17 protein-coding genes, 1 tRNA gene and 4 pseudogenes are annotated in these 18,698 nt (G+C 60.2%); 5 read left to right on the top strand and 17 right to left on the bottom strand.

Annotation, left to right across the window (positions count from 1 at the left end; genetic code table 11):
- The first annotated feature begins 15 nt into the window (after positions 1-15).
- A complete protein-coding gene (locus PFLQ2_RS07585; RefSeq protein WP_003184412.1) occupies positions 16-924 on the top strand; it encodes an SDR family oxidoreductase in 909 nt (302 codons plus the stop codon).
- A gap of 48 nt (positions 925-972) precedes the next feature.
- On the opposite strand, the gene PFLQ2_RS07590 is transcribed toward PFLQ2_RS07585, so the two are convergent.
- Positions 973-1,377, bottom strand: coding sequence for a low affinity iron permease family protein (locus tag PFLQ2_RS07590; protein WP_003184410.1), 405 nt, complete (start codon positions 1,375-1,377; stop codon positions 973-975).
- A gap of 174 nt (positions 1,378-1,551) precedes the next feature.
- Here PFLQ2_RS07590 and PFLQ2_RS30490 point away from each other — a divergent pair, with 174 nt between their 5' ends.
- Positions 1,552-1,698 carry a hypothetical protein gene (locus PFLQ2_RS30490; RefSeq protein ID WP_003184407.1) on the top strand — a complete coding sequence of 49 codons (147 nt, stop codon included), beginning with the start codon at positions 1,552-1,554 and terminating at the stop codon, positions 1,696-1,698.
- A 134-nt stretch (positions 1,699-1,832) separates the two neighbouring features.
- On the opposite strand, the gene PFLQ2_RS07595 is transcribed toward PFLQ2_RS30490, so the two are convergent.
- The 3 genes and pseudogenes from PFLQ2_RS07595 to PFLQ2_RS07600 all read right to left on the bottom strand — a co-directional run bounded on the left by PFLQ2_RS07595 (position 1,833) and on the right by PFLQ2_RS07600 (position 3,385).
- Entirely contained in the window at positions 1,833-2,243 is a 411-nt protein-coding gene (locus PFLQ2_RS07595; RefSeq protein WP_003184405.1) for a type II toxin-antitoxin system HicB family antitoxin, read from the bottom strand.
- A gap of 40 nt (positions 2,244-2,283) precedes the next feature.
- Positions 2,284-2,460 (bottom strand): annotated as a pseudogene (locus PFLQ2_RS29020) (type II toxin-antitoxin system HicA family toxin); the annotation flags it as partial.
- A 295-nt stretch (positions 2,461-2,755) separates the two neighbouring features.
- Positions 2,756-3,385: a LysE family translocator gene (locus PFLQ2_RS07600; RefSeq protein ID WP_003184400.1), complete on the bottom strand. Its 630-nt coding sequence runs from the start codon at positions 3,383-3,385 to the stop codon at positions 2,756-2,758.
- A gap of 146 nt (positions 3,386-3,531) precedes the next feature.
- Between PFLQ2_RS07600 and PFLQ2_RS07605 the strand changes: the two genes are divergently transcribed.
- On the top strand, positions 3,532-4,008 hold the full coding sequence (locus PFLQ2_RS07605) for an Lrp/AsnC family transcriptional regulator (protein WP_003184399.1): 477 nt from the start codon (positions 3,532-3,534) through the stop codon (positions 4,006-4,008).
- A 62-nt stretch (positions 4,009-4,070) separates the two neighbouring features.
- Here the strand turns inward: PFLQ2_RS07605 and PFLQ2_RS07610 are convergent, their stop codons facing one another.
- Positions 4,071-4,649 (bottom strand): hypothetical protein, encoded by a 579-nt coding sequence (locus PFLQ2_RS07610; protein ID WP_003184397.1) that lies wholly within the window; start codon positions 4,647-4,649, stop codon positions 4,071-4,073.
- A gap of 152 nt (positions 4,650-4,801) precedes the next feature.
- Between PFLQ2_RS07610 and PFLQ2_RS30705 the strand changes: the two are divergent.
- Both PFLQ2_RS30705 and PFLQ2_RS28075 read left to right on the top strand, forming a co-directional pair.
- A pseudogene (locus tag PFLQ2_RS30705) lies at positions 4,802-4,915 on the top strand (SDR family oxidoreductase); the annotation flags it as partial.
- Between the two features lie 300 nt (positions 4,916-5,215).
- A complete protein-coding gene (locus tag PFLQ2_RS28075; RefSeq protein WP_025212339.1) occupies positions 5,216-5,410 on the top strand; it encodes a hypothetical protein in 195 nt (64 codons plus the stop codon).
- Positions 5,411-5,658: 248 nt separating this feature from the next.
- Here PFLQ2_RS28075 and PFLQ2_RS30700 read toward each other — a convergent pair.
- From PFLQ2_RS30700 to PFLQ2_RS07665, 12 genes and pseudogenes are all read right to left on the bottom strand, one after another.
- Positions 5,659-5,995, bottom strand: a pseudogene (locus tag PFLQ2_RS30700) (PIN domain-containing protein); the annotation flags it as partial.
- A 677-nt stretch (positions 5,996-6,672) separates the two neighbouring features.
- Positions 6,673-6,746 (bottom strand) — tRNA-Gly (locus tag PFLQ2_RS07615).
- Positions 6,747-6,906: 160 nt separating this feature from the next.
- A complete protein-coding gene (locus tag PFLQ2_RS07620; RefSeq protein WP_003184391.1) occupies positions 6,907-7,791 on the bottom strand; it encodes an alpha/beta fold hydrolase in 885 nt (294 codons plus the stop codon).
- A gap of 310 nt (positions 7,792-8,101) precedes the next feature.
- Entirely contained in the window at positions 8,102-8,794 is a 693-nt protein-coding gene (locus PFLQ2_RS07625) for a pseudouridine synthase (RefSeq protein WP_003184389.1), read from the bottom strand.
- 35 nt (positions 8,795-8,829) lie between these two features.
- Entirely contained in the window at positions 8,830-9,048 is a 219-nt protein-coding gene (locus PFLQ2_RS07630) for a cysteine-rich CWC family protein (RefSeq protein ID WP_003184387.1), read from the bottom strand.
- Positions 9,041-9,652: pseudogene (locus PFLQ2_RS07635) on the bottom strand (GGDEF domain-containing protein); the annotation flags it as partial. The pseudogene PFLQ2_RS07635 and the gene PFLQ2_RS07630, both read right to left, overlap by 8 nt.
- 256 nt (positions 9,653-9,908) lie before the next feature.
- Positions 9,909-11,687 (bottom strand): allophanate hydrolase, encoded by a 1,779-nt coding sequence (gene atzF / locus PFLQ2_RS07640; RefSeq protein ID WP_003184384.1) that lies wholly within the window; start codon positions 11,685-11,687, stop codon positions 9,909-9,911.
- Between the two features lie 22 nt (positions 11,688-11,709).
- Positions 11,710-15,390, bottom strand: a complete 3,681-nt coding sequence (gene uca, locus PFLQ2_RS07645; RefSeq protein ID WP_033046212.1) for an urea carboxylase — start codon at positions 15,388-15,390, stop codon at positions 11,710-11,712.
- A gap of 302 nt (positions 15,391-15,692) precedes the next feature.
- Entirely contained in the window at positions 15,693-16,334 is a 642-nt protein-coding gene (locus tag PFLQ2_RS07650) for an urea amidolyase associated protein UAAP2 (RefSeq protein WP_003184380.1), read from the bottom strand.
- Positions 16,335-16,345: 11 nt separating this feature from the next.
- On the bottom strand, positions 16,346-17,071 hold the full coding sequence (locus tag PFLQ2_RS07655; protein WP_003184378.1) for an urea amidolyase associated protein UAAP1: 726 nt from the start codon (positions 17,069-17,071) through the stop codon (positions 16,346-16,348).
- 12 nt (positions 17,072-17,083) lie between these two features.
- On the bottom strand, positions 17,084-17,872 hold the full coding sequence (locus tag PFLQ2_RS07660; protein WP_003184376.1) for an ABC transporter ATP-binding protein: 789 nt from the start codon (positions 17,870-17,872) through the stop codon (positions 17,084-17,086).
- Entirely contained in the window at positions 17,869-18,684 is an 816-nt protein-coding gene (locus PFLQ2_RS07665) for an ABC transporter permease (protein WP_003184374.1), read from the bottom strand. The genes PFLQ2_RS07660 and PFLQ2_RS07665 overlap by 4 nt, the downstream gene beginning before the upstream one ends.
- Between the last annotated feature and the right edge of the window lie 14 nt (positions 18,685-18,698).

Raw genomic sequence — 18,698 nt, 5'->3', positions numbered from 1 at the left:
AAAAGGAGAACCTCGATGTCTACACGCCGAGAACCCAACCAATACGCGATGCAGAACCCGCTGACGCAATATCCCCATCCGCCATTTCCTGACCAGCCGCAATCGCCGCCGGGTATCGACCAGGACATGGTGCCCAGGCCTGATCATGGCGAAAAAACCTATCAAGGCTTTGGCCGCCTGGAGGGGCGCAAGGCTTTGATCACCGGAGCGGATTCAGGAATAGGCCGCGCGGCTGCCATTGCCTACGCCCGCGAAGGCGCCGATGTGGCGATCAACTATCTGCCCAGCGAAGAGCGCGATGCGCGAGAGGTCGTCGAACTGATCGAAGCCGAAGGCCGAAAGGCGATTGCCATTGCGGGTGATCTCAAGGACGAGGCTTTCTGTGTGCAACTGGTGGAAAAGGCCCACGAGCAACTCGGTGGCCTGGATATCCTGGTCAACGTTGCCGGTAAACAGGAAGCGCAAAAAGACATCGCCGATATCACCACCGCGCAGTTCGACGACACCTTGAAAACCAATATCTATGCGATGTTCTGGCTCTGCAAAAAGGCGCTGCCACTGATGCCGGCGGGGGCGACGATTATCAATACGGCCTCGATCCAGTCCTATGATCCGTCCGCGACGTTGTTGGATTATTCAACCACCAAAGCGGCAATCGTGGCGTTCACCAAGTCGCTGGCCTCGCAGGTGATCAGCAAGGGCATCCGCGTCAACGCAGTGGCACCGGGTCCGATCTGGACCGTCTTGCAACCCAGTGGCGGACAACCGCAAGAGAAAATTCCTACCTTCGGCTCCCAGGTACCCATGAAGCGACCAGGCCAGCCGGCCGAATGCGCACCGCTTTATGTGCTGTTGGCGTCACAGGAATCGAGTTACATCACAGGGGAAGTCTTTGGCGTGACGGGTGGCAATCCGTTGCCCTGACGTTAGCGGGGCTGCGCGAGTGACCTCATGTCCCTCGCGCATTCTTCGTCAGCACTGGTTCAAGTCGACCTTGTTCGGTTCTTCCAGACCGTCGAGGCCCTTGGCCTGGCCTTCGCCCATGGCCTGGTAATGCTTTCTCAGTGCCTCCAATTGCTTGAGGTCCAGCGACTCGAGTCCGAGCATTGCGTTTTGCGCCTCTTTGGTCGCGCGCAATAATTCGTCGACCTTCAGGTGCAAGATATCTGTGTCGCGGTTCTGGGTGTTCTGGATCAGGAACACCATCAGGAAGGTAATGATGGTCGTCGACGTGTTGATGATCAGTTGCCAGGTGTCATTGAATTGGAAAAAAGGCCCGCTGGCGGCCCACAGCACCAACAACACGATGGCCCCGAGAAATGTCTTTGGACTGCCGGCCCAGAGGGCCAGTTTTTGAGCGATTTTTGCGAAGGTCATTGCTGCGATCCTTTTTGAATACACCTGCCTGGTGTGACAGCAACGAAGCGGTGAAAATTCTAATTACATTTCCTCGCAGGCATCCGTCGACGTTCATCGTCCGGCACGATGACAGTCGCAACCATTGGCACTCTCGCAGGTCACTCCTGAAAGCCCTCAGCATCGGAGTACATCATGAATCTCACCCGCACGTTTTGCCTCGCCTGCTGCCTGTTTGCCCTGCACGGCTGCTTCGACAACTCGGATAACGAGACCAAGGACAACACCGACGGCACCAAGTCTTCGGTGCAGATGCAGGAGTCCAAATCAGAGAATAAATAGCTGCGTAGCCCTGGGGTGGCTATGTAAAGCACTGTGGAGGCGAGCTTGCTCGCGATGGCGTCGGGTCAGCAATATCAAGGTGCCTGACACACCGCTATCGCGAGCAAGCTCGCCCCCAAGTCATGACCGCTTCCTCACCGCCCTTGCTGCAACACCTTCAGCGCTGCTGAAGCGAGGAAGCCGGAGCGGCTCTTCTCTTCAGGATGGTGCAATACATATTCGTCAATGCGGTTGAGCAGGTAGCCAGGCAACGTGATGTTGAGTTTTTGCGCCTTGCCCAGGTACTTGGTCACGTCAATGTCCACCAGTGCCCAGGTGCAGCCAGCATATTGCGGATTGGCTGCGTGCAGGGTGACGGTGTTGGCCGGGGGGATCGGCGAGCCGTCTTCAGCCAGGATCTCGAAATGACCCTCGATCGCCTCACGCGCCATCGCCATGGCCTCGTCCAGGTCGTCGCCTGCGGAAAAACAACCGGGTATATCCGGCACCTCAACCCCCCAGGCGTGCGTGTCATCGCCCATGGAAATCGCAATCGGGTAAAGCATCTTCATCGTCCTCCGGGAACGTCGCGCAACGGGCCGGCTGAAGCAGCGCCTGTTGCAAAATACTGATGGCCGTTTTCTTGAGCAGGTCCTTCTTTGGATGAGGGACCGTGACCAGTCCCGGTTTGGTTGGGTGCTTGAAGTGATGGTGGCTGCCCCGAACCCGCACCAGATACCAACCGTCTGCAATGATCTGGCTTATCAAAAATCGGCTATTCACAACACCTCCGTGTGGTGTTCTTGGTGGGTACTATACCTACTGGAAATTAATGATCAACACTATAACCACCAAAGACGATCTCGGAAGGTTCGCGCAGTCACTGCAACGAAGTCTAGAAGTGGCTTCGCACAAGGGCGGTAGCGACGCGGGGCGGGTTTATTTCGGGATGTGAAGCCGAACGTAATGCTTGTGTGGCGAGGGAGCTTGCTCCCGCTGGGGTGCGAAGCAGCCCTCAGTGTTTTCGGCACGATTTGCCGAGCTCCCCTCTGTGAGTCCGATCAGCCTGTCCCAGGTCCTATGACTGCTGCACAAACGTCAGCCGTACCGCGAAGCCAATCAAGAGACTGCCGAACAACCACTGCTGCACGCGCTGGGCCGAAGGCGAACGCTGGATCCAGCGGCCGAGCGCTACGCCGACCAGCGCATAGGCACTATCGAACAGGAAACCCACGCTGACCAACACCACGCCCAGGATCGCGAACTGTTCCAGTACCGGCCCGCTTGTGGGGGCGATGAACTGCGGCAACAGCACCGAGCAGAACAGCAGCGCTTTGGGATTGAGCAAATTGGTCAGCAGGCCTCGACGAATTGCCTGGTATCCACTGTGTTTTCCTGTCTGGGCCTCCCTCTCTTCGAAGCTGGACCACAATGGAGTGCGCAAGCATTGGAAACCGATCCACATCAAATAGGCTGCCCCGGCCAGGCGTACCAAGTCAAAGGTCCACGGCGCAGTCTTGAACAACGCCGAGAGCCCCAACGCCGCCAGCGCAACATGGCATCCCCGAGCAATCCCCAGGCCTACCGCGGTTGCTAACGCCGCGCCCCGGCCCCGACGGGCGCCGGTTTGCAGCAACACAATCATGTCCGGTCCTGGCAGCAGGAACGCCACCGTCAACGCCATCAAGAACAACCAGAGCTCTGCCATGCCGCACCTGCTTTTTGCGATGAATGGGGAGGTGCCAGTCTAGAACCGATGGGCAGGGCAGGTGGTTGCGAAATCAGCTTCTAAAGCCTTCTGATTTGGCATAATCTGCCACAAACTCGACGGAATGAATCGGAAACTGCCAATCTATGAAATTAGACGCCTTCGATCGCAAAATCCTCACCGCGCTGCAAAGGGACGGTCGCCTGAGTAACGTGCAGCTGGCTGAAGAAATTGGCCTGTCCGCCTCCCCATGCCTGCGTCGGGTTCGGATGCTCGAAGAGGCCGGGGTGATTCGCGGATACCAAGCCATCCTTGATCGGGACGAAGTCGGCCTGGGGTTGACGATTTTTGTCGGGGTCAAGGTTGAGCGACACACCGACGAACGAGCCGAAGCATTTCGCCAGGCGGTCACGGCGTTGCCGGAAGTGATTTCGGCGTTTCTGGTGTCAGGCGAGTCGGATTTCCTGTTGCAAGTCGTGGTGCCGGACTTGCGGGCCTATGACCGCTTCGTCACCGGCCATCTGCTAAAACTGCCGGGCATAAGCGACATTCGCAGCAACTTTGCGATCAATACGGTGAAGACGCCGGGGGCGCTGCCGTTGGGGCATTTGCCGGGGGTTTGAAGGCTTCTCTTGAGCGGGTCGCATTCAAGCGGGAGTGGGCTCCTGCCGCAGGGGCCTATCGTCTAGCTTCCCTGGATAGGTTCCGTTGTTGGACTAGCGCAACGTCTCGCGATGGCCTTAAGCATGCGCCGACGGATATGGCCGCTGACGGGGCGAATGAGGTACCAGTACGACCTAAAACGGCGCAGCGCATCGGCGTCGAGGCAGTGTACCCGCGTTTGCGTGGTGACTCTCGTCAAGCCTGGCCGCAGCAACCGGCAGCTGAAACTGATGATCAGCTTCACCTGCCCCGGTTCGTTGAATATCCGGAACGCCTCGGCATCAGCGACAAGGACCTGGCCGTAGTCGGCTTTCCAAAGCTTCCCTGCGAGCGCGTAAGCGATCTCCGTGTCGCCATTGCGCTGGAGTAGGGTGAAGTTATCCATGCCGAAAGAAGCGGATCGATCAGCTCTGCGATGTCGAAGCTGACCCAACAGGCGCATCGGTAGCTCACGCAGCTTGATTGCATATCGAAAAAACCGGTCGTTTTCAGGGCGATGGGCGAGGATTGCCGCCATGGCATGGGAAGGATCTGCGGGTATGTCTAAATAATGCAATTCGCTGAAGTGATACCTAGGAAGGTGCGAATCGATAAGTTGCATTCAGGCGTTGCTCCGTGTTTTACGCAGTGTGACTTTCACTGGCTCAAAACCCTAATTTCAGGCTAAACATGACCGATGAATGCGGGATCGAATGATGGGTGATTGGGCGTCAATACTGAACAGTCCATCCAGCCCGAGCGTGCTTATCCTAGGCCGTGGCCTTGCAAGCTGACCTGACCACAGCCGGTGCCGTGGAAAAGCTCTTCAGTGATGCCGTGGCGACAGTTGGGCGGCCGGATATTGCGAACAGCACGATGAGCAGGATGCCAAGCTCCCTCACCACGGCATTCATTTTTCTCATTACTATGTCCGAGGTTGGCTCTACCAAAAACAAGCGTTAACAAGATGATTTGACCGAAAAGCAGTTGATCCTCTGTTGTACGCAACTCGCTGAGTTTGCCTACAAATTCATGGGGCGCCGCCCGCTATCTACAACTGGGCAGATAGGAAATAGTGCTCCGCAGATGGACTATTCGATTGGCATTGCGATCGACGTCCGACAGATTTCGCCGGCTGCGCAGAAAGCGACGCTTAGGGCGATGGTTTAAACCCTGGAAGGATGATCAATGCTTCAGAACGACCGCGATAATTTAGAGCTCGATAAGCTATTGATCGAAACTCGAAAGTTGTTGGCTGAGACTCGCAAGCTTACAGCCGAAGAAACGAAGCTGAAGCATGAAGCTTTCTGGTACCCATACGCAGTAGGGGCTGGGGTAGTGACCGCCATTGTCGCCTTTACGAGTGTTTGGGTTAAAATCTGAGTGCTGGATCGCAACAATGCGTCAATATCACATGGCTCAGGATTGCTAGAAACGTTTCAATGACTCAGCAGGGCCCCGCGACCTCGGAGGAGAAAAGAGATGTCCACACATCGAAGTCATCAGGCAAGCATTGAGCAATTACATCGAGAAGTAGAGGCTTTAGCAGAAGAGATGAGGCGCCCGGCCCCGACCACATTCCGCGTTACGTGGTTGCCGTTCAGCATCGGTGCAGCGTTCGCTCTGACCGTGTTCGTCGTCGTCGCTTTTGTCGCTAAGCATGTTTGAGCAGCGGCGAGAACGTGCCGATCATCAGCGTCCGGAAGATCCAGCTGCGCGACAAATCGATTCGTAATCAGTGAGGGCATCCGGGATGGCCCGATCCATGAGCGCTGAAGAGCGGTTTACTTGATCGACCGTGAGATCTGGTCGCTTCACCAATAGATTGCGCTTCCATTCATCGTGGATCTGCGCTGACCAGCGCGCGCGATACGCACCGGTCACTGCAAGACGCATCAAAAAATCACGCAAGGGTGCAGGGTAGAGAACATTCGCGTCATAAACTGCCGTGTAAGGTGAACGCCTGATTCGTACACCATCCCCAGCACCTGCGCCTAAGTGGCTAGCTCATCCTGAATCGCGTGACTGTCCTGTTCACGTCGGTTTTTGTATTCCATCAAGTCAGCAAACTTGAGCAGATCAGCCCCTTCCAGGGGGGGCAGCTCTGCATGAATCGGAACAACTTTAACGGTGTTGCCCAACGCAAGCTCGCTCAGAGCTTCACCGAGTAGGCGAATTGCATACGTGGGTAGTTCTACGACTTGCCGTTGTGGAAATGGCTTTGAGGTAACACATGTTTGGAGGCGTTTTTTGAGCGATTGGCTTTGTCGACTCCCTACGTAGCTACGGCTTGATTCCCACACTATGCCTGCACAGGCACCAAACGGAGGGTAGTGGTCATCGAAGGTCGGTAGGCCGGGCATCGGAACCGGCGTCCCCGGAGGGAGCCCTGCGCATGGCCACCATAAAGCGCCGGCCTAGAGATGGCCGTGCAAGGTGACACTATGCGTCGATGCGGAGGGGCTACCAAACCCGATCGCTGTTTTTCCAGCGACCGAAAAACGATAGAACCCACTCCAAAAACGCACAAGCCGGCGGATTCTTACGTACCTTGAGTCAAGTCTCGGATATAAAAAAACCGGCCATCAAGGCCGGTTTTTCTTTTCCTGCATCCCCCGTCGATACCAACGTGGGAAAAATTCGATTGGAGCGGGTGAAGGGAATCGAACCCTCGTTATCAGCTTGGGAAGCTGGAGTAATGCCATTATACGACACCCGCTCAGAGCGGCTGACTTTGTACCAGATGTGGGCGCGGATTTGAAGTTTTTCTTCACTTCGCGTGCTGCCAGTCGTCTACGCGAGCCTCAAACCAGAGCGGTCATTGGCGGGCAAGCCCCATTGCTGGAGGGGCAGCAGGGGCTTGCTCGCCAGGACTCGTTTCAGATGGCCAGTGCATGGTAATCCTGCACGTAGTTATAGCGCGGTCGGCTTTCGTGGTGTTCCGGTGTGAGGAAACCCAGCAAGGCGTTGCGGCTGTCCCGGCACGCGGCCTTGTGCTCCATGTCCAGGAAGTGCCCGGTGGCTTGTAGCGTGTTGAAGGTGCTGTGCTGCACGTGGTTGGCGAAGAGCCTGGCGTCCGTGGCCGAGGTGTATTCGTCCCACTCGCCGTTCAGGAACAGCACCGGGACGTTGATTTTTTTTGCCGCGTTGATGTAGCACTGCTGGTCGCTGTGGAGCACGTCGCTGATGTGGAAGTGCATCTGCCCGTATTCATGCTCGGCCAGGCTGCTGACGTGGCGATAGTTGAAGCGCTTGAACAGCGGCGGCAAATGCTTGCCGATGGTGCTGTTGACCAAGTGCCCGACCCGGTCGCCGTCCAGGCTACCCAGGTAATCCACGCCGCGTTCCAGGTAGTCGCGCATCGGTGCATTGAGCACCGGTGAAAACGAGCTGATCACGGCTTTCTCGATGCGTCGCGGGCGTTGCGCCAAGGCGCTCAGCGTGGCGGCGCCGCCCCAGGAGAACGACAGCACATGCTCGGCGGCAAAATGGTCGATCAGCTCCAGGAGAATCTGCCCTTCGATCTCCTTCGTCAGCATTGTCTCGTGCAGGTTGTGGGCCTTGGACTTGCCCGCGTAGGGCTGGTCGTACAGCACGACATTGAACTGCGGGTAGAGGTTTTTTGCGGTCTGTGCAAACGACGCAGTGGTGGCCATCGAGCCGTTGACCAGGATGATGGTCTTTTGTGCGGCGTCTGCGCGATAGAACTCCGTGTAAACCCGATACTGACCCTGTATATCCAGCACAGCGATTTCTGGCCTCATGTCATAAGACTCCTAGGCAAGCGGGTATGCGCGCAATGAGATTGCACGGGCAATGTGACAGGTAGGCATTCGCCTGGAAGATAAGGCCCATGTCGATCCATAAAACGGTCGACGGGTATTGTTATGGCGGGCAGTCTGCCGGAGGGACAAGGCGGAACCTGAGGGTTCCGGCCGGCAAAAAGTTTCTTGGAAGTATGTTGTGACTCATCGGTCACATTTCGGCCGACGGTCTGATTCAAGCAGGGGGGCGGCCGTTGCGCAAGTGCCGCGCAGCAAATTGTTTGACACTTCTGCCCAGCGGTCGCCGGACTCAGACGAGACGGACTTCCTCAGGGCTCAACGCGCGGTACTGGCCCGGCTCCAGAAGAGCGTCCAGCAGCAATGGCCCCATGCGTTCACGGTGCAGGCGCAACACCTTGTTATTGAAGTGGCCGAACATGCGTTTGACCTGGTGATAGCGCCCCTCGACGATGCTCAGTCGCGCCGATCTCGGTCCCAGCAGCTCCAGTTGCGCCGGTAAGGTGGTGAGATTTTCAAAGGCAAAATACAGGCCTCGGGCAAAGACCTCAGTGTACTCGTCGGTGATGGCCTGCTCGGTTTCGACGTAATAGACCTTTGGCAGTTTGGTCTGCGGTTGGGTCAGGCGCCGCGACCAGGCGCCGTCGTTGGTAATCAGCATCAGGCCGGTGGTGTTGTAATCCAGGCGCCCGGCGATGTGCAGGTCTTCCTTGTCCGGTTCCTCCAGACAGTCGAGGACGGTGCGGTGTTGCGGATCGCGCGTGGCGCTGACGCAGCCGGATGGTTTGTGCAGCATGAAGTAGCGCGTCGGGCGGCCCGCCTGCAGCAGTTGATCGTCGACTTCGACGCGACTGAATTCACGCACTTGCGCATGCGGATCGTTGACAGTCTGGCCGTCGATCCGCACCCGACGTTCCACCAATAGCAGCCGGACCTGTTGACGGTTGAAACACGGCAGATTGCTGAGGAAACGGTCAACGCGCATGGGCAGTACAGGCATGAAGGCAGAGGGCGCGCATCTTACTCGATCGGCCGGGGCCTGGCTTGCAGGTGGGCTTGGACCTGGGCGCAGCGCGGACACAGGCAGGATTGATCGCGCAGTTCGGCCGGCAATGCTTCAAGCACCGCCGGGTCGATACTCACGCTAAAACACCAGCAGGGCCGGTCGGCCGTTTTCGGATTGGCCAGCGTGCAGTCGTTGGCGCCGCCGCAGGCTGGGCAAAGGTCGGGTTTATTCATAACTGGAGTGAGGCAGTTCCACGCAGGTTCGATTGCATCCGGTCTGTCGGGCGCGTTGCAGCGCATGATCAGCCCGCGACAGCAGGCTGTGCAAGGTGTCCTCGTCCTGCAAGGTGGTAAGGCCGATGCTGACAGTGACAAGCAATTGCTTCCCGCTGCAGAAGTAACGCTGTTTTTCGATGTGCTGACGAATTTTCTCTGCGATTTTCAGACCGGTCTGTCCATCGGTGTCCTTGAGCAGGACGACAAATATCTCGTAACCCCAGCGACACACAATGTCCGAGTGCCGCAGGCTTTCAGCCAGGTTGCGCGCGAATCCGGTCAATAGTTGGTCGCTGACGATATGGCCATGAGCGGCGTCCAGTCGCTTGAAATCGTCCAGTTCCAGCAATAGCGCGGTCAAGGGCTTGGGGTCGCGCTGGGCTTCGTGCAGGGCCTGGACGGCCAGCAGGTCGAAGCCACGACGGTTGGGCAGTTCCGTCAGGCTGTCGAGGGTCGCCTGGGCATCGATACGGTGTTGAAAATTGTTGATCAGGCGATAGAGCAGTGCGAGCGCAGTCAGCGCCACGAGCAGGCCGATCAGCAGGTTCAGGTACAGCGCCTTGAGAAGGTGCTCGCGTACCGAGGCAGGTGCTGCGTAATAACCCAGCAATGAAATGACCAGGAAACCCGCACCGAGCAGCGCCACTGTGATCAGGAGCGGCTTGCGCTGGGCGTACAACGGCGAACGGAGCGACATGGCGATTCCCTTGGCGCAGACCCAATGAAATCAGTCTAGTGGCCTTGTAGGAAAAAACACTCGGATTTGCAGGTTTGTAGGAACGTGACGAGGAGCAAATGCCCTCGCCACGGGGGCGAGATTATTTCAGGCTGTGGAGATAGGCCCGCCATCCTCCCAAGTGGCTGATGTCCCTTGCCCCTTCCAGGCCATACGGCTCACTAATGAAGCCGCTTTCCCAGCGACCATCGGCCAACTGCACTTTGCCCAGTCCCAACGGTGCGGGGATACCGGTCAGGAACGAGCCCAATTCACTGCTTGGCAGCTCCCAGACTTCGACTTCGATCGCCACGCCGCCCTCATTCACCCGAACCATTCCAGGGCGCAAGGGTGGGCCGCCGGCCAGGGCGTAGAGGTGATAGTGCGGCGAGCTTTGGGTGGCCTCGATCAAACGGCCACCGCGTTGCTTGAGCTGCCAGTTCAGCGCCAGCCCGTCCAAATGTGCGCCGCACACCACCAGCCGCGCCCGGTCGTGACGCGCCGCACTGGCCGGTATTGGCAGCGTAGGGTCCTGCTGGCGCTGCAACGCATCGGCCACGCTCAGCAGGTATTGATCGGTAAACGCTCGACCGAACAGCGTCACGCCCCAGGGCAAGCCGTTGGCCATGAACGCGCTCGGGACAGCAACGGCGGCGTAGTCCAGCAGGTTCATGAAGTTGGTGTAGTAACCCAGTTCCGAATTGCGCAGCACCGGCTCGGCGGCCAGTTCGGCGAGCGTCACCGGGCGGCCAATGGTCGGCGTGACCACGCAATCGAGCGTCTCCATCAGATGATCGCAGCGCGCTTTGAGGGCCTGTAGACGGTACTGGGCGCGGAAGGTCTGGACGCCATTCACCGTAGGAGCCTTCGCCAATACGGCGCGGATGACCGGCAATACGGCCTCGGGCTCACGCTCCATCAACTCACCGGCAACGCTGTAGCGCTCGGCCACCCACGGTCCTTCATACAGCAGGCGCGCGGCCTCGAGGAAGGGCGACAGGTCCAGCTCCACCGCTTCGCCGCCCAGCTGCTCGAGTCGCTCGACGGCTTCCAGAAACAGGCGCGGCCCTTCTTCGCAGCCGAAAAACGCCAAGTCCTGTTGGCGTGGCACACCGAAGCGAAAGCGTCGCGGTGCGCCGAATGCCGGGCCATCGTTCCACTGCGGATTGTTGCGGCTGTATTCATCGCGTGGATCGAGACGGGCCGTCATTGCCAGCAAATGGCTGGCTTCCCTTGCCGTTGCGGTGAAAGTCGTGACGCAGTCCAGCGTGCGACAGGCCGGGACCACGCCAGCCGTGGAGATCAATCCTTTGGTGGCTTTCAGTCCGACCAAATTGTTCAGCGCCGCGGGCACCCGGCCGGAGCCGGCGGTGTCCGTGCCCAAGGCAAAACTTGCTACTCCCAAGGCCACCGCCAGAGGCGAGCCGGCGCTGGAACCGCCCGCCGGATAGTCGGGCAGCACGCTGTTGTGGCAAGCCCCATAGGGCGAACGAGTGCCATTGAGCCCGGTGGCGAACTGGTCAAGGTTGGTCTTGCCCAGGGGAATCGCGCCCAAGGCCAGCAATTGCTCGACGATGGTGGCCGAGCGTTGCGGCACATAGGCATACGCCGGGCAGGCAGCGGTGGTAGGAATGCCAGCCAAGTCGATGTTGTCCTTGATCGCAAAGGGCACGCCGTACAAGGGCAGGCTTTCCAGGTCCTGGTCTTCCAAGGCGGCCAGGTAGGGCTCCAGTTCCTCAAGCGTCAGCAAATGAATGAACAGATGATAATCGGGGTTCAGTGCCGCGGCTTTTTCCCGCAGGCTCAACAGCAGCTTACGAGGCGTCAGGTCGCCGCGGCGATAGGTGTTGCGCAGGTCGTCCAGGCGAAGAGAGAGGTTCATGGCATTGATCCTTTGGTTGAGTTCAGTCACGTTCCAGCACCACCACACGCTGTCCGGCGCGTACCGCCGAACCAGGCTGGACGCGGACCTCGCGCACCACGCCGGCCACCGGCGCGAGTACCGGGATTTCCATCTTCATTGACTCCAGAATCACCAGCACATCACCGGCGGCGACCCGCGCGCCCATCTCCACTTGGACCTGCCAGAGGTTGCCGGCGATGTGGCTGTCGATGCTTAATTGATTATCGGCCAACTGCGTGTCTTCACTGGCCACGGGCGTGGCTTCTTCACTGTCGAAATGGGCTTGGCCGCTGGCAATCCAGCGTTCGCGCTCGGCGTCGAAGGCGCCTTGTTGTTGGCGTCGGAACGCGGCGATGCTGTCCGCTTCGCGGGCGAGAAAGCCTTGGTAATCGGCGAGGTTGAGCTGGCTGTGCTCGATCTTCAGGTCGAAGCGCCCCAGCGGGAAATCCCGGCGGATGCGCAACAGTTCATCGGCACTGACCGGGTAGAAGCGGATCTGGTCAAAAAACCGCAGCAGCCAAGGTTTGCCATCGAATGCGGCGACGTCCCGATAGCGATTCCACATCTGCAACGTGCGCCCGACGAACTGATAGCCACCCGGGCCCTCCATGCCGTATACGCACATATAGGCGCCGCCAATGCCCACCGAGTTTTCCGCGGTCCAGGTCCGCGCCGGGTTGTATTTGGTGGTGACCAGCCGGTGCCGTGGGTCCAATGGCGTGGCGACCGGCGCACCGAGGTAGACGTCCCCCAGGCCCATCACCAGATAGCTGGCATCGAACACTGTGCGCTGCACTTCATCGAGGTTGGGCAGGTCGTTGATGCGCCGGATGAATTCCAGATTGCTCGGGCACCAAGGCGCGTCCTTGCGCACGGTGGTCATGTATTTTTCGATGGCGAGCTGGCAGGCCGGGTCATCCCAGGACAAGGGCAGGTGCACGATGCGCGACGGCACTTGCAGGTCCTGCGCGGCACACACCGCGTCCCATTCACCCGCGACGATGCTCAGAAGATCGGCCAGGGGCATCTGTTCGGGTTGGTAGTGCACTTGCAGCGATCGAATGCCCGGCGTCAGGTCGATCACACCGCGCAGTTGCTTGTGTTCCAAGGCCTGCATCAAGGCGTGGGCGCGAAAGCGCAGCACCAGGTCCAGTTCGGGCGCGCCGATTTCCAGCAGCAGATGGGTATCGCCGGACAATCTCGCCACCAACCGAGTGTCGCCGTGGCCGATATCCAACACCACAGGCGACCCCCATTTCTGTGTACACCCAAAACCTGTGGCGAGCGAGCTTGCTCGCGCTGGGTCGCGAAGCGGCCCCATCTCTTTATCGGTAGGATTATTGTCTGGCGAGTGCTGCGTACTCGAGCGGGAGCAAGTTCCCTCGCCACAAGGGAAGTGTGTCGCCAATGACCGAGCGGTTGATATGTCCACCGGCACAAACTGTACTTTGTCGCCGGCCTTGAGTTGGCCCAGTTGCCAAAGGTCCGCCTCGATCACCGTCACCGGGCAGACGAACCCACCCAGGCTCGGGCCGTCGGGGCCGAGGATGACGGGCATGTCGCCGGTGAAATCCACGGCTCCGATGGCGTACGGGTTGTCATGGATGTTGGACGGGTGCAGCCCGGCCTCGCCACCGTCGGCGCGCACCCATTCGGGTTTCGGCCCGATCAGCCGGACGCCGGTGCGACTGGAATTGAAATGCACCTCCCATGCCGTGTCGAAGAACGTCTGGATGTAGTCTTCGGTAAAATATTCCGGTGCGCCGTGAGGACCGTAGATCACGCGGATCTGGCGCAAGGGCGGCAGTTCGAGGGCCGGCGCGCTCATGGCCGGCGCCACGGTGTGCGCTTCCAGCGCTGCCAGGTGCAGCACGTCTGCGGTGCGTAGCGCCCGACCACCGTGACCGCCGAACTGGCCGAGGGTGAAGGTACTTTTACTGCCAAGATAATCGGGTACTTGCAAGCCGCCTTGCAGGCATAAGTAGCTGCGTGCTCCTGCTCCCGAAATCGTGCCGATGGCCAGCGTAGCGCCGGCGCCAATCGACAGCGGCGTGTTCATCGGCACCGTTTCGCCATCGAGGGTCAGCGCAATCTGCGCACCGGTCACGGCCACTCGTGCCGTGCAATTGAAGCGCAGCAGCGGCCCGCTCATGGTGATTTCCAACGCGGGCGCACCTTCTTCATTACCCAGCAGGCGATTGCCCAGGCGCAGCGAGCGGCTGTCCATCGGCCCCGACGGCGGCACACCCACGGCCCAATAGCCGAGGCGGCCGGGGTAGTCCTGGACGCTGGTCTGGGTGCCGGGGCTGAGTACTTCCAAGGTATTGGCGCGATAGACCAGCGTCTCGAGGCAGCGGGTCCAAGGCTGGCCGTCCGCGAAAGGCGTATCGAGGAGAATCTGTTGCAGGTATTGGCGATTGGTTTCGACGCCGTACAGCAGGCTTTCGCCCAGTGCCTGGTGCAAGCCCAGGCGCGCCTGTTCGCGGGTGGGTGCCCAGCGAATGACCTTGGCGATCATCGGATCGAAGTAGGGCGGGATCTGGCAACCGGCTTCGACCCAAGTGTCGATGCGCAAGTGCTTGCCGTCGGCCTGGGGAAATTTCACGGCGGTCAACAGGCCAGGGCAGGGCTGGAAATCCCGGCCGGGATCCTCGGCGTACAGGCGTGCCTGAATTGCATGGCCCTCGGCTTTCAATCCCTGGCTCAACTCCCTCAGTGGCGGCAGGTCACCGGCCGCCAGTTGCACCATCCAGCGCACCAGGTCCACGCCCCACACCTGCTCGGTGACGCCGTGCTCCACTTGCAGGCGGGTGTTCACTTCCAGGAAATAGAAGCGCCCCGCATCGCTGTCGAACACGAACTCCACGGTGCCGGCGCTGCGGTAGTTCACAGCCTTGGCCAGTTGGATCGCTGCGGCGCAGAGCGCGTCGGCCATGCCTTCGGGCAGATTGGGCGCCGGGGTTTCTTCAAGGACTTTCTGGTTGCGCCGCTGTACCGAGCAGTCGCGCACACCCAGGGCGATGATCTCGCCCGCGCCATCGCCAAAGACTTGCACTTCCAGGTGCCGGGCGCGTTCGATGTATTTCTCGATGAACACGCCGGCGTCGCTGAAGTTGTTCTGGCCAAGGCGCTTGACGGCTTCGAAGGATTCGCTCAGCTCGGCCGCGCTGCGGCATACGCGCATGCCGATCCCGCCGCCGCCCGCGGTGCTTTTGAGCATCACCGGATAGCCGACCCGCGCTCCTGCCTCCAACGCGGCGTCGAGGCTGTCCAGCAAGTCGGTGCCTTCGAGCAGTGGCACGCCATATTGGCGAGCCAGGTCGCGGGCAGTGTGCTTGAGGCCGAAGACGCGTAATTGCTCCGGCGTCGGGCCGATGAAGGCGATACCGGCGGCCTCGCAGGCTTCAGCGAAAGCGGCGTTTTCCGAGAGAAAACCGTAGCCGGGATGGATTGCCGTTGCGCCGCTGCTTCTGGCGATTGCCAGGAGCTTGTCCACTGCCAGGTAAGTGCCGGCCGCTGCGCCTTCGCCCAGGCAGTGGGCTTCATCGGCTTGCAGGATATGCAAGCTCGCCTCGTCGGCCTGGGAATACACCGCCACGCCTTGAACCTTCAGTTCGCGCAGGGTGCGCAGGATGCGGCAGGCAATGGCGCCACGGTTGGCGATCAGGATTTTTTCGAACATGGCGTTACCCCTCAGGCACGAATATCTGCCTGACCTGGGATGCGGGCCGTCCCGCAGTTTTCGATGGCCGCCGGGGTCGTCCCCGGTGGCGAAACTTCCAAACACCTCATCCCTTGTGGGAGCGCGCTTGCTCGCGATAGCGGTGGGTCAGTTGGCGGCGATGTTGGATGCGCCGACGTCTTCGCGGGCAAGCTCGCTCCCACAGGGCATGGGTGGTGTTAATAAAATCTGCGTTTATTTGATGCATTGCCCCGACCGGCTCTGGCACAACGCAAACAGCCAGCGTCGCAGGCGGGTGAGTTTCAGTCCCATATCAAAAGCTCCGCCGGGGTCGGGTTGTAGGCATTGCACGGGTTGTTCAGTTGCGGGCAGTTGGAGATCAGGACGATCACGTCCATTTCAGCCCGCAGGTCGACGTATTTGCCTGGCGCCGAGATGCCGTCTTCGAAGGTCAGGCCGCCGTCGGCAGTGACCGGCACGTTCATGAAGAAGTTGATGTTCGGCCCGATATCGCCTTTGCCCAATCGACCATCGTGGGCGCAGGCGCGCAGGTAGTTGTCACGGCAGCTGTGCATGTAGCGTTTTTCCAGGGCGTAGCGCACGGTGTTGCTTTCCTGGGCGCAGGCGCCGCCGAGGGTGTCGTGGCGCCCGCACGTGTCTTCGACGATGGTCAGCATCGGGTGGCCGAGGTTCGAATAGAGCACGCTGCCGGTGCTCAGATAAACGCTGTTTTGTCGACGCAGGGTGCGCTGCACGTCGTAGCGTTCCTTGGGGTTGGCCACGCTGTAGAACAGCGTATCGACCGCCTGGTTGCCTTCCAGGTCGAGGATGCGCACGGTCTGGCCGGCCTTGACCTCTGTCAACCAAGGTTCCCCGGCGGGAATAGTGGCGCGGTAGACGGCCGTTTCCGGCTGCTTTTGTGCGGTGGCGAGAGCAAGTGACATGGCGGCGATCCTCAGGCGAACAGACGGTCGGTGTTGATGAAACCGCGCTGGTTTTCCGGGCGCGAAAGACGGCAGTGCTCGGCGACGCTGGGGTCGGCATTCATCCAACTGAGCTTGATTGGTTGCGGTGCGTAGTGCGGGTTCGGGTCCATCGGGTGTTGCAGCGCGGTCAGCACCACCAGAGTGTCCATCGGCGCATACAATTCGATGAAGTCACCGGCCTTGGCGTGGCCTTCGACGAAGTGGAAACCGCCGGCCTCGTCGACATTGACCCGGCTGAACAGGTTGAGAGTCATCAGCAGGTCAGACAGGCCCAAACCCCATTTGCCCAGCTCCACCAGCAGGTTGTCGGTGCCGTTGCGAAAGAAACCGTTGCGCAGTTCCTGATAACGGCCCTGGCCGTACTTTTCAGCGACTTCCTCGGCGCAGAGCACGCCGCCAAGGCTATCGCTCCAGCCACAGGTATCGGCGGTGATTGCCAGCAGCACCCGCCCCATGTCCGAGTACAGGCAATGGCCGGTGGTGAGCTTGGCGGTGTGTTGGCACTTGAGGCTGTCGGGCAGGTTCAGGCGTTCGGTTTTCTCGTTGGCGTTGAGCAGCATCAGGCTCACGTTGGCACCACCGCGCAGGTCGGTCAGGCGCAACAGCTGGCCGCGCTTGAGCACGAAGGAACGGTGGCCGCCACCGGGCAGCAGTTCTTCGGCAAAGGGTTCGAACAAGTGGGTTGAGTCGGTCATGGAAAACTCCTTTCAAGCGATACGCAACGTGCCGGCCAGTTCGGCGGGCAGGGCGTCGACGGCGGCACGGGCGGTGCGGCGGTCGCTGTTTAGTGGGATGTCATAGGTGATGCGTGCGCCATAGGCGCCGGGGGCATGGGGGTCGACGCGGACCTTGTCGAACACCAACAGGCGGGTGCCGAGGCTGAAACCTTCGGACAGGTCATGGGTGACCATGAACACCGTCAGCCGGGTTTCGCGCCACAGATTGAGCAACAAGGCGTGCATGTCCTTGCGAATGCCCGGGTCGAGGGCGCCGAACGGCTCGTCCAGCAGCAGGACGCGCGGCTTCATGATCAATGCCTGGGCGATGGCCAGCCGTTGTTGCATACCGCCGGACAACTGCGCCGGATATTTGTCCAGCGCATGGCCGAGTCCGACCTTGTCCAGCAGATGCGCCGCCTCTTCGCGGACCAGGCGCTTGGCGTTGCCAAACAGGCGCCCCAGCAGTGGCGAGCGCGGCAGTTCCAGGCCCAGGGCGACGTTGTCCAACACGCTCAGGTGGGGGAACACTGAATAGCGCTGGAACACCACGCCCCGGCTGGCGTCCGGCTCACCGGCCAAGGGCTCGCCATCCAGCAGAATCTGTCCGCGACTGGCGCGTTCCTGGCCCAGCAACAGCCGCAGGAAGGTCGACTTGCCGCAACCCGACGCGCCCACCAGCGTGCAGAATTCACCTTCGGCGACACTCAGGTTCAGGCGTTCGAGCACCACCTGGTCGGCATATTCCTGCCAGACGTTACTCACCGTAATGAAGCTCATGCTTTCGCCCCTTCATACCAAGGGAACGCTTGGCGGGTCAGGCGCTTGATGCCCCAATCCATCAGCCAGGCAAGCAGGGTGATCCACACCACATAGGGCAGGATCACGTCCATGGCCAAGTAGCGACGGACCAGGAAAATCCGGTAGCCCAACCCATCGGTGGAAGCGATGGCTTCGGCGGCGATCAGGAACAGCCAGGCCGAACCGAGCATCAACCGCAGGGATATCAGCAGGCGCGGCAGCAATTGCGGCAGCACCACCCGCAGCATCAGGGTCCAGGTCGACGCGCCGAGGGTCTGCGCCTTGATCAGCAGTTCGGACGGAATTTCCCGGGCGCGCTGTTCCAGGTCCCGGGCCAGGCAAGGCGTGACGCCGATGACAATCAGCATCACTTTTGACAGTTCACCCAGGCCGAAAACGATGAACAGGATCGGCAGGATGGCCAGTGGCGGCACCATCGACACCACTGTGAGCAGCGGCGACAACGGCGCGCCGAGCAGCGGCAACGTACCGGCAGCCATGCCCAGGCACAATCCGGCCAGGGCGCTGATGCCCAAGCCGACTGCCAACCGTTGCAGGCTCGACGCGGTGTCCTGCCAAAGCAGGTAATCGCCGCTGCGGGCATCCGCGGTGAAGGCCAGGCGTTTCACCGCATCGACCATTTGCACGGCGCTGGGCAGCAGTTTGTCGTTGGGGTTGTCCGTCAGGCGTTCGGCCGAGCCCATGAAATAGGCGAACAACACCAATGCGAACGGCAGGATTACCAGCAACAAGCGGCTGGGGCGGTCCGGGTAGCGGTTGATCAGGCGCATGCCAGCTCCTCCGG

Source organism: Pseudomonas fluorescens Q2-87, from assembly GCF_000281895.1.
GTDB classification, from domain to species: domain Bacteria; phylum Pseudomonadota; class Gammaproteobacteria; order Pseudomonadales; family Pseudomonadaceae; genus Aquipseudomonas; species Aquipseudomonas fluorescens_S.
Note: the sequence above shows the minus strand (reverse complement) of the source record. Positions and strands in the feature narration are given on the sequence as shown.

What these genes read in the sequence shown, in the direction of transcription:
- atzF (WP_003184384.1), bottom strand. Translation starts at nt 11,687, where the DNA reads ATGAACCTCTCTCTTCGCCTGGACGACCTGCGCAACACCTATCGCCGC.
- PFLQ2_RS07585 (WP_003184412.1), top strand. Translation starts at nt 16, where the DNA reads ATGTCTACACGCCGAGAACCCAACCAATACGCGATGCAGAACCCGCTG.
- PFLQ2_RS07630 (WP_003184387.1), bottom strand. Translation starts at nt 9,048, where the DNA reads ATGAATAAACCCGACCTTTGCCCAGCCTGCGGCGGCGCCAACGACTGC.
- PFLQ2_RS07650 (WP_003184380.1), bottom strand. Translation starts at nt 16,334, where the DNA reads ATGTCACTTGCTCTCGCCACCGCACAAAAGCAGCCGGAAACGGCCGTC.
- PFLQ2_RS07620 (WP_003184391.1), bottom strand. Translation starts at nt 7,791, where the DNA reads ATGAGGCCAGAAATCGCTGTGCTGGATATACAGGGTCAGTATCGGGTT.
- PFLQ2_RS30490 (WP_003184407.1), top strand. Translation starts at nt 1,552, where the DNA reads ATGAATCTCACCCGCACGTTTTGCCTCGCCTGCTGCCTGTTTGCCCTG.
- PFLQ2_RS07660 (WP_003184376.1), bottom strand. Translation starts at nt 17,872, where the DNA reads ATGAGCTTCATTACGGTGAGTAACGTCTGGCAGGAATATGCCGACCAG.
- PFLQ2_RS07590 (WP_003184410.1), bottom strand. Translation starts at nt 1,377, where the DNA reads ATGACCTTCGCAAAAATCGCTCAAAAACTGGCCCTCTGGGCCGGCAGT.
- PFLQ2_RS07625 (WP_003184389.1), bottom strand. Translation starts at nt 8,794, where the DNA reads ATGCGCGTTGACCGTTTCCTCAGCAATCTGCCGTGTTTCAACCGTCAA.
- PFLQ2_RS28075 (WP_025212339.1), top strand. Translation starts at nt 5,216, where the DNA reads ATGCTTCAGAACGACCGCGATAATTTAGAGCTCGATAAGCTATTGATC.
- PFLQ2_RS07665 (WP_003184374.1), bottom strand. Translation starts at nt 18,684, where the DNA reads ATGCGCCTGATCAACCGCTACCCGGACCGCCCCAGCCGCTTGTTGCTG.
- uca (WP_033046212.1), bottom strand. Translation starts at nt 15,390, where the DNA reads ATGTTCGAAAAAATCCTGATCGCCAACCGTGGCGCCATTGCCTGCCGC.
- PFLQ2_RS07610 (WP_003184397.1), bottom strand. Translation starts at nt 4,649, where the DNA reads ATGCAACTTATCGATTCGCACCTTCCTAGGTATCACTTCAGCGAATTG.
- PFLQ2_RS07605 (WP_003184399.1), top strand. Translation starts at nt 3,532, where the DNA reads ATGAAATTAGACGCCTTCGATCGCAAAATCCTCACCGCGCTGCAAAGG.
- PFLQ2_RS07655 (WP_003184378.1), bottom strand. Translation starts at nt 17,071, where the DNA reads ATGACCGACTCAACCCACTTGTTCGAACCCTTTGCCGAAGAACTGCTG.
- PFLQ2_RS07595 (WP_003184405.1), bottom strand. Translation starts at nt 2,243, where the DNA reads ATGCTTTACCCGATTGCGATTTCCATGGGCGATGACACGCACGCCTGG.
- PFLQ2_RS07600 (WP_003184400.1), bottom strand. Translation starts at nt 3,385, where the DNA reads ATGGCAGAGCTCTGGTTGTTCTTGATGGCGTTGACGGTGGCGTTCCTG.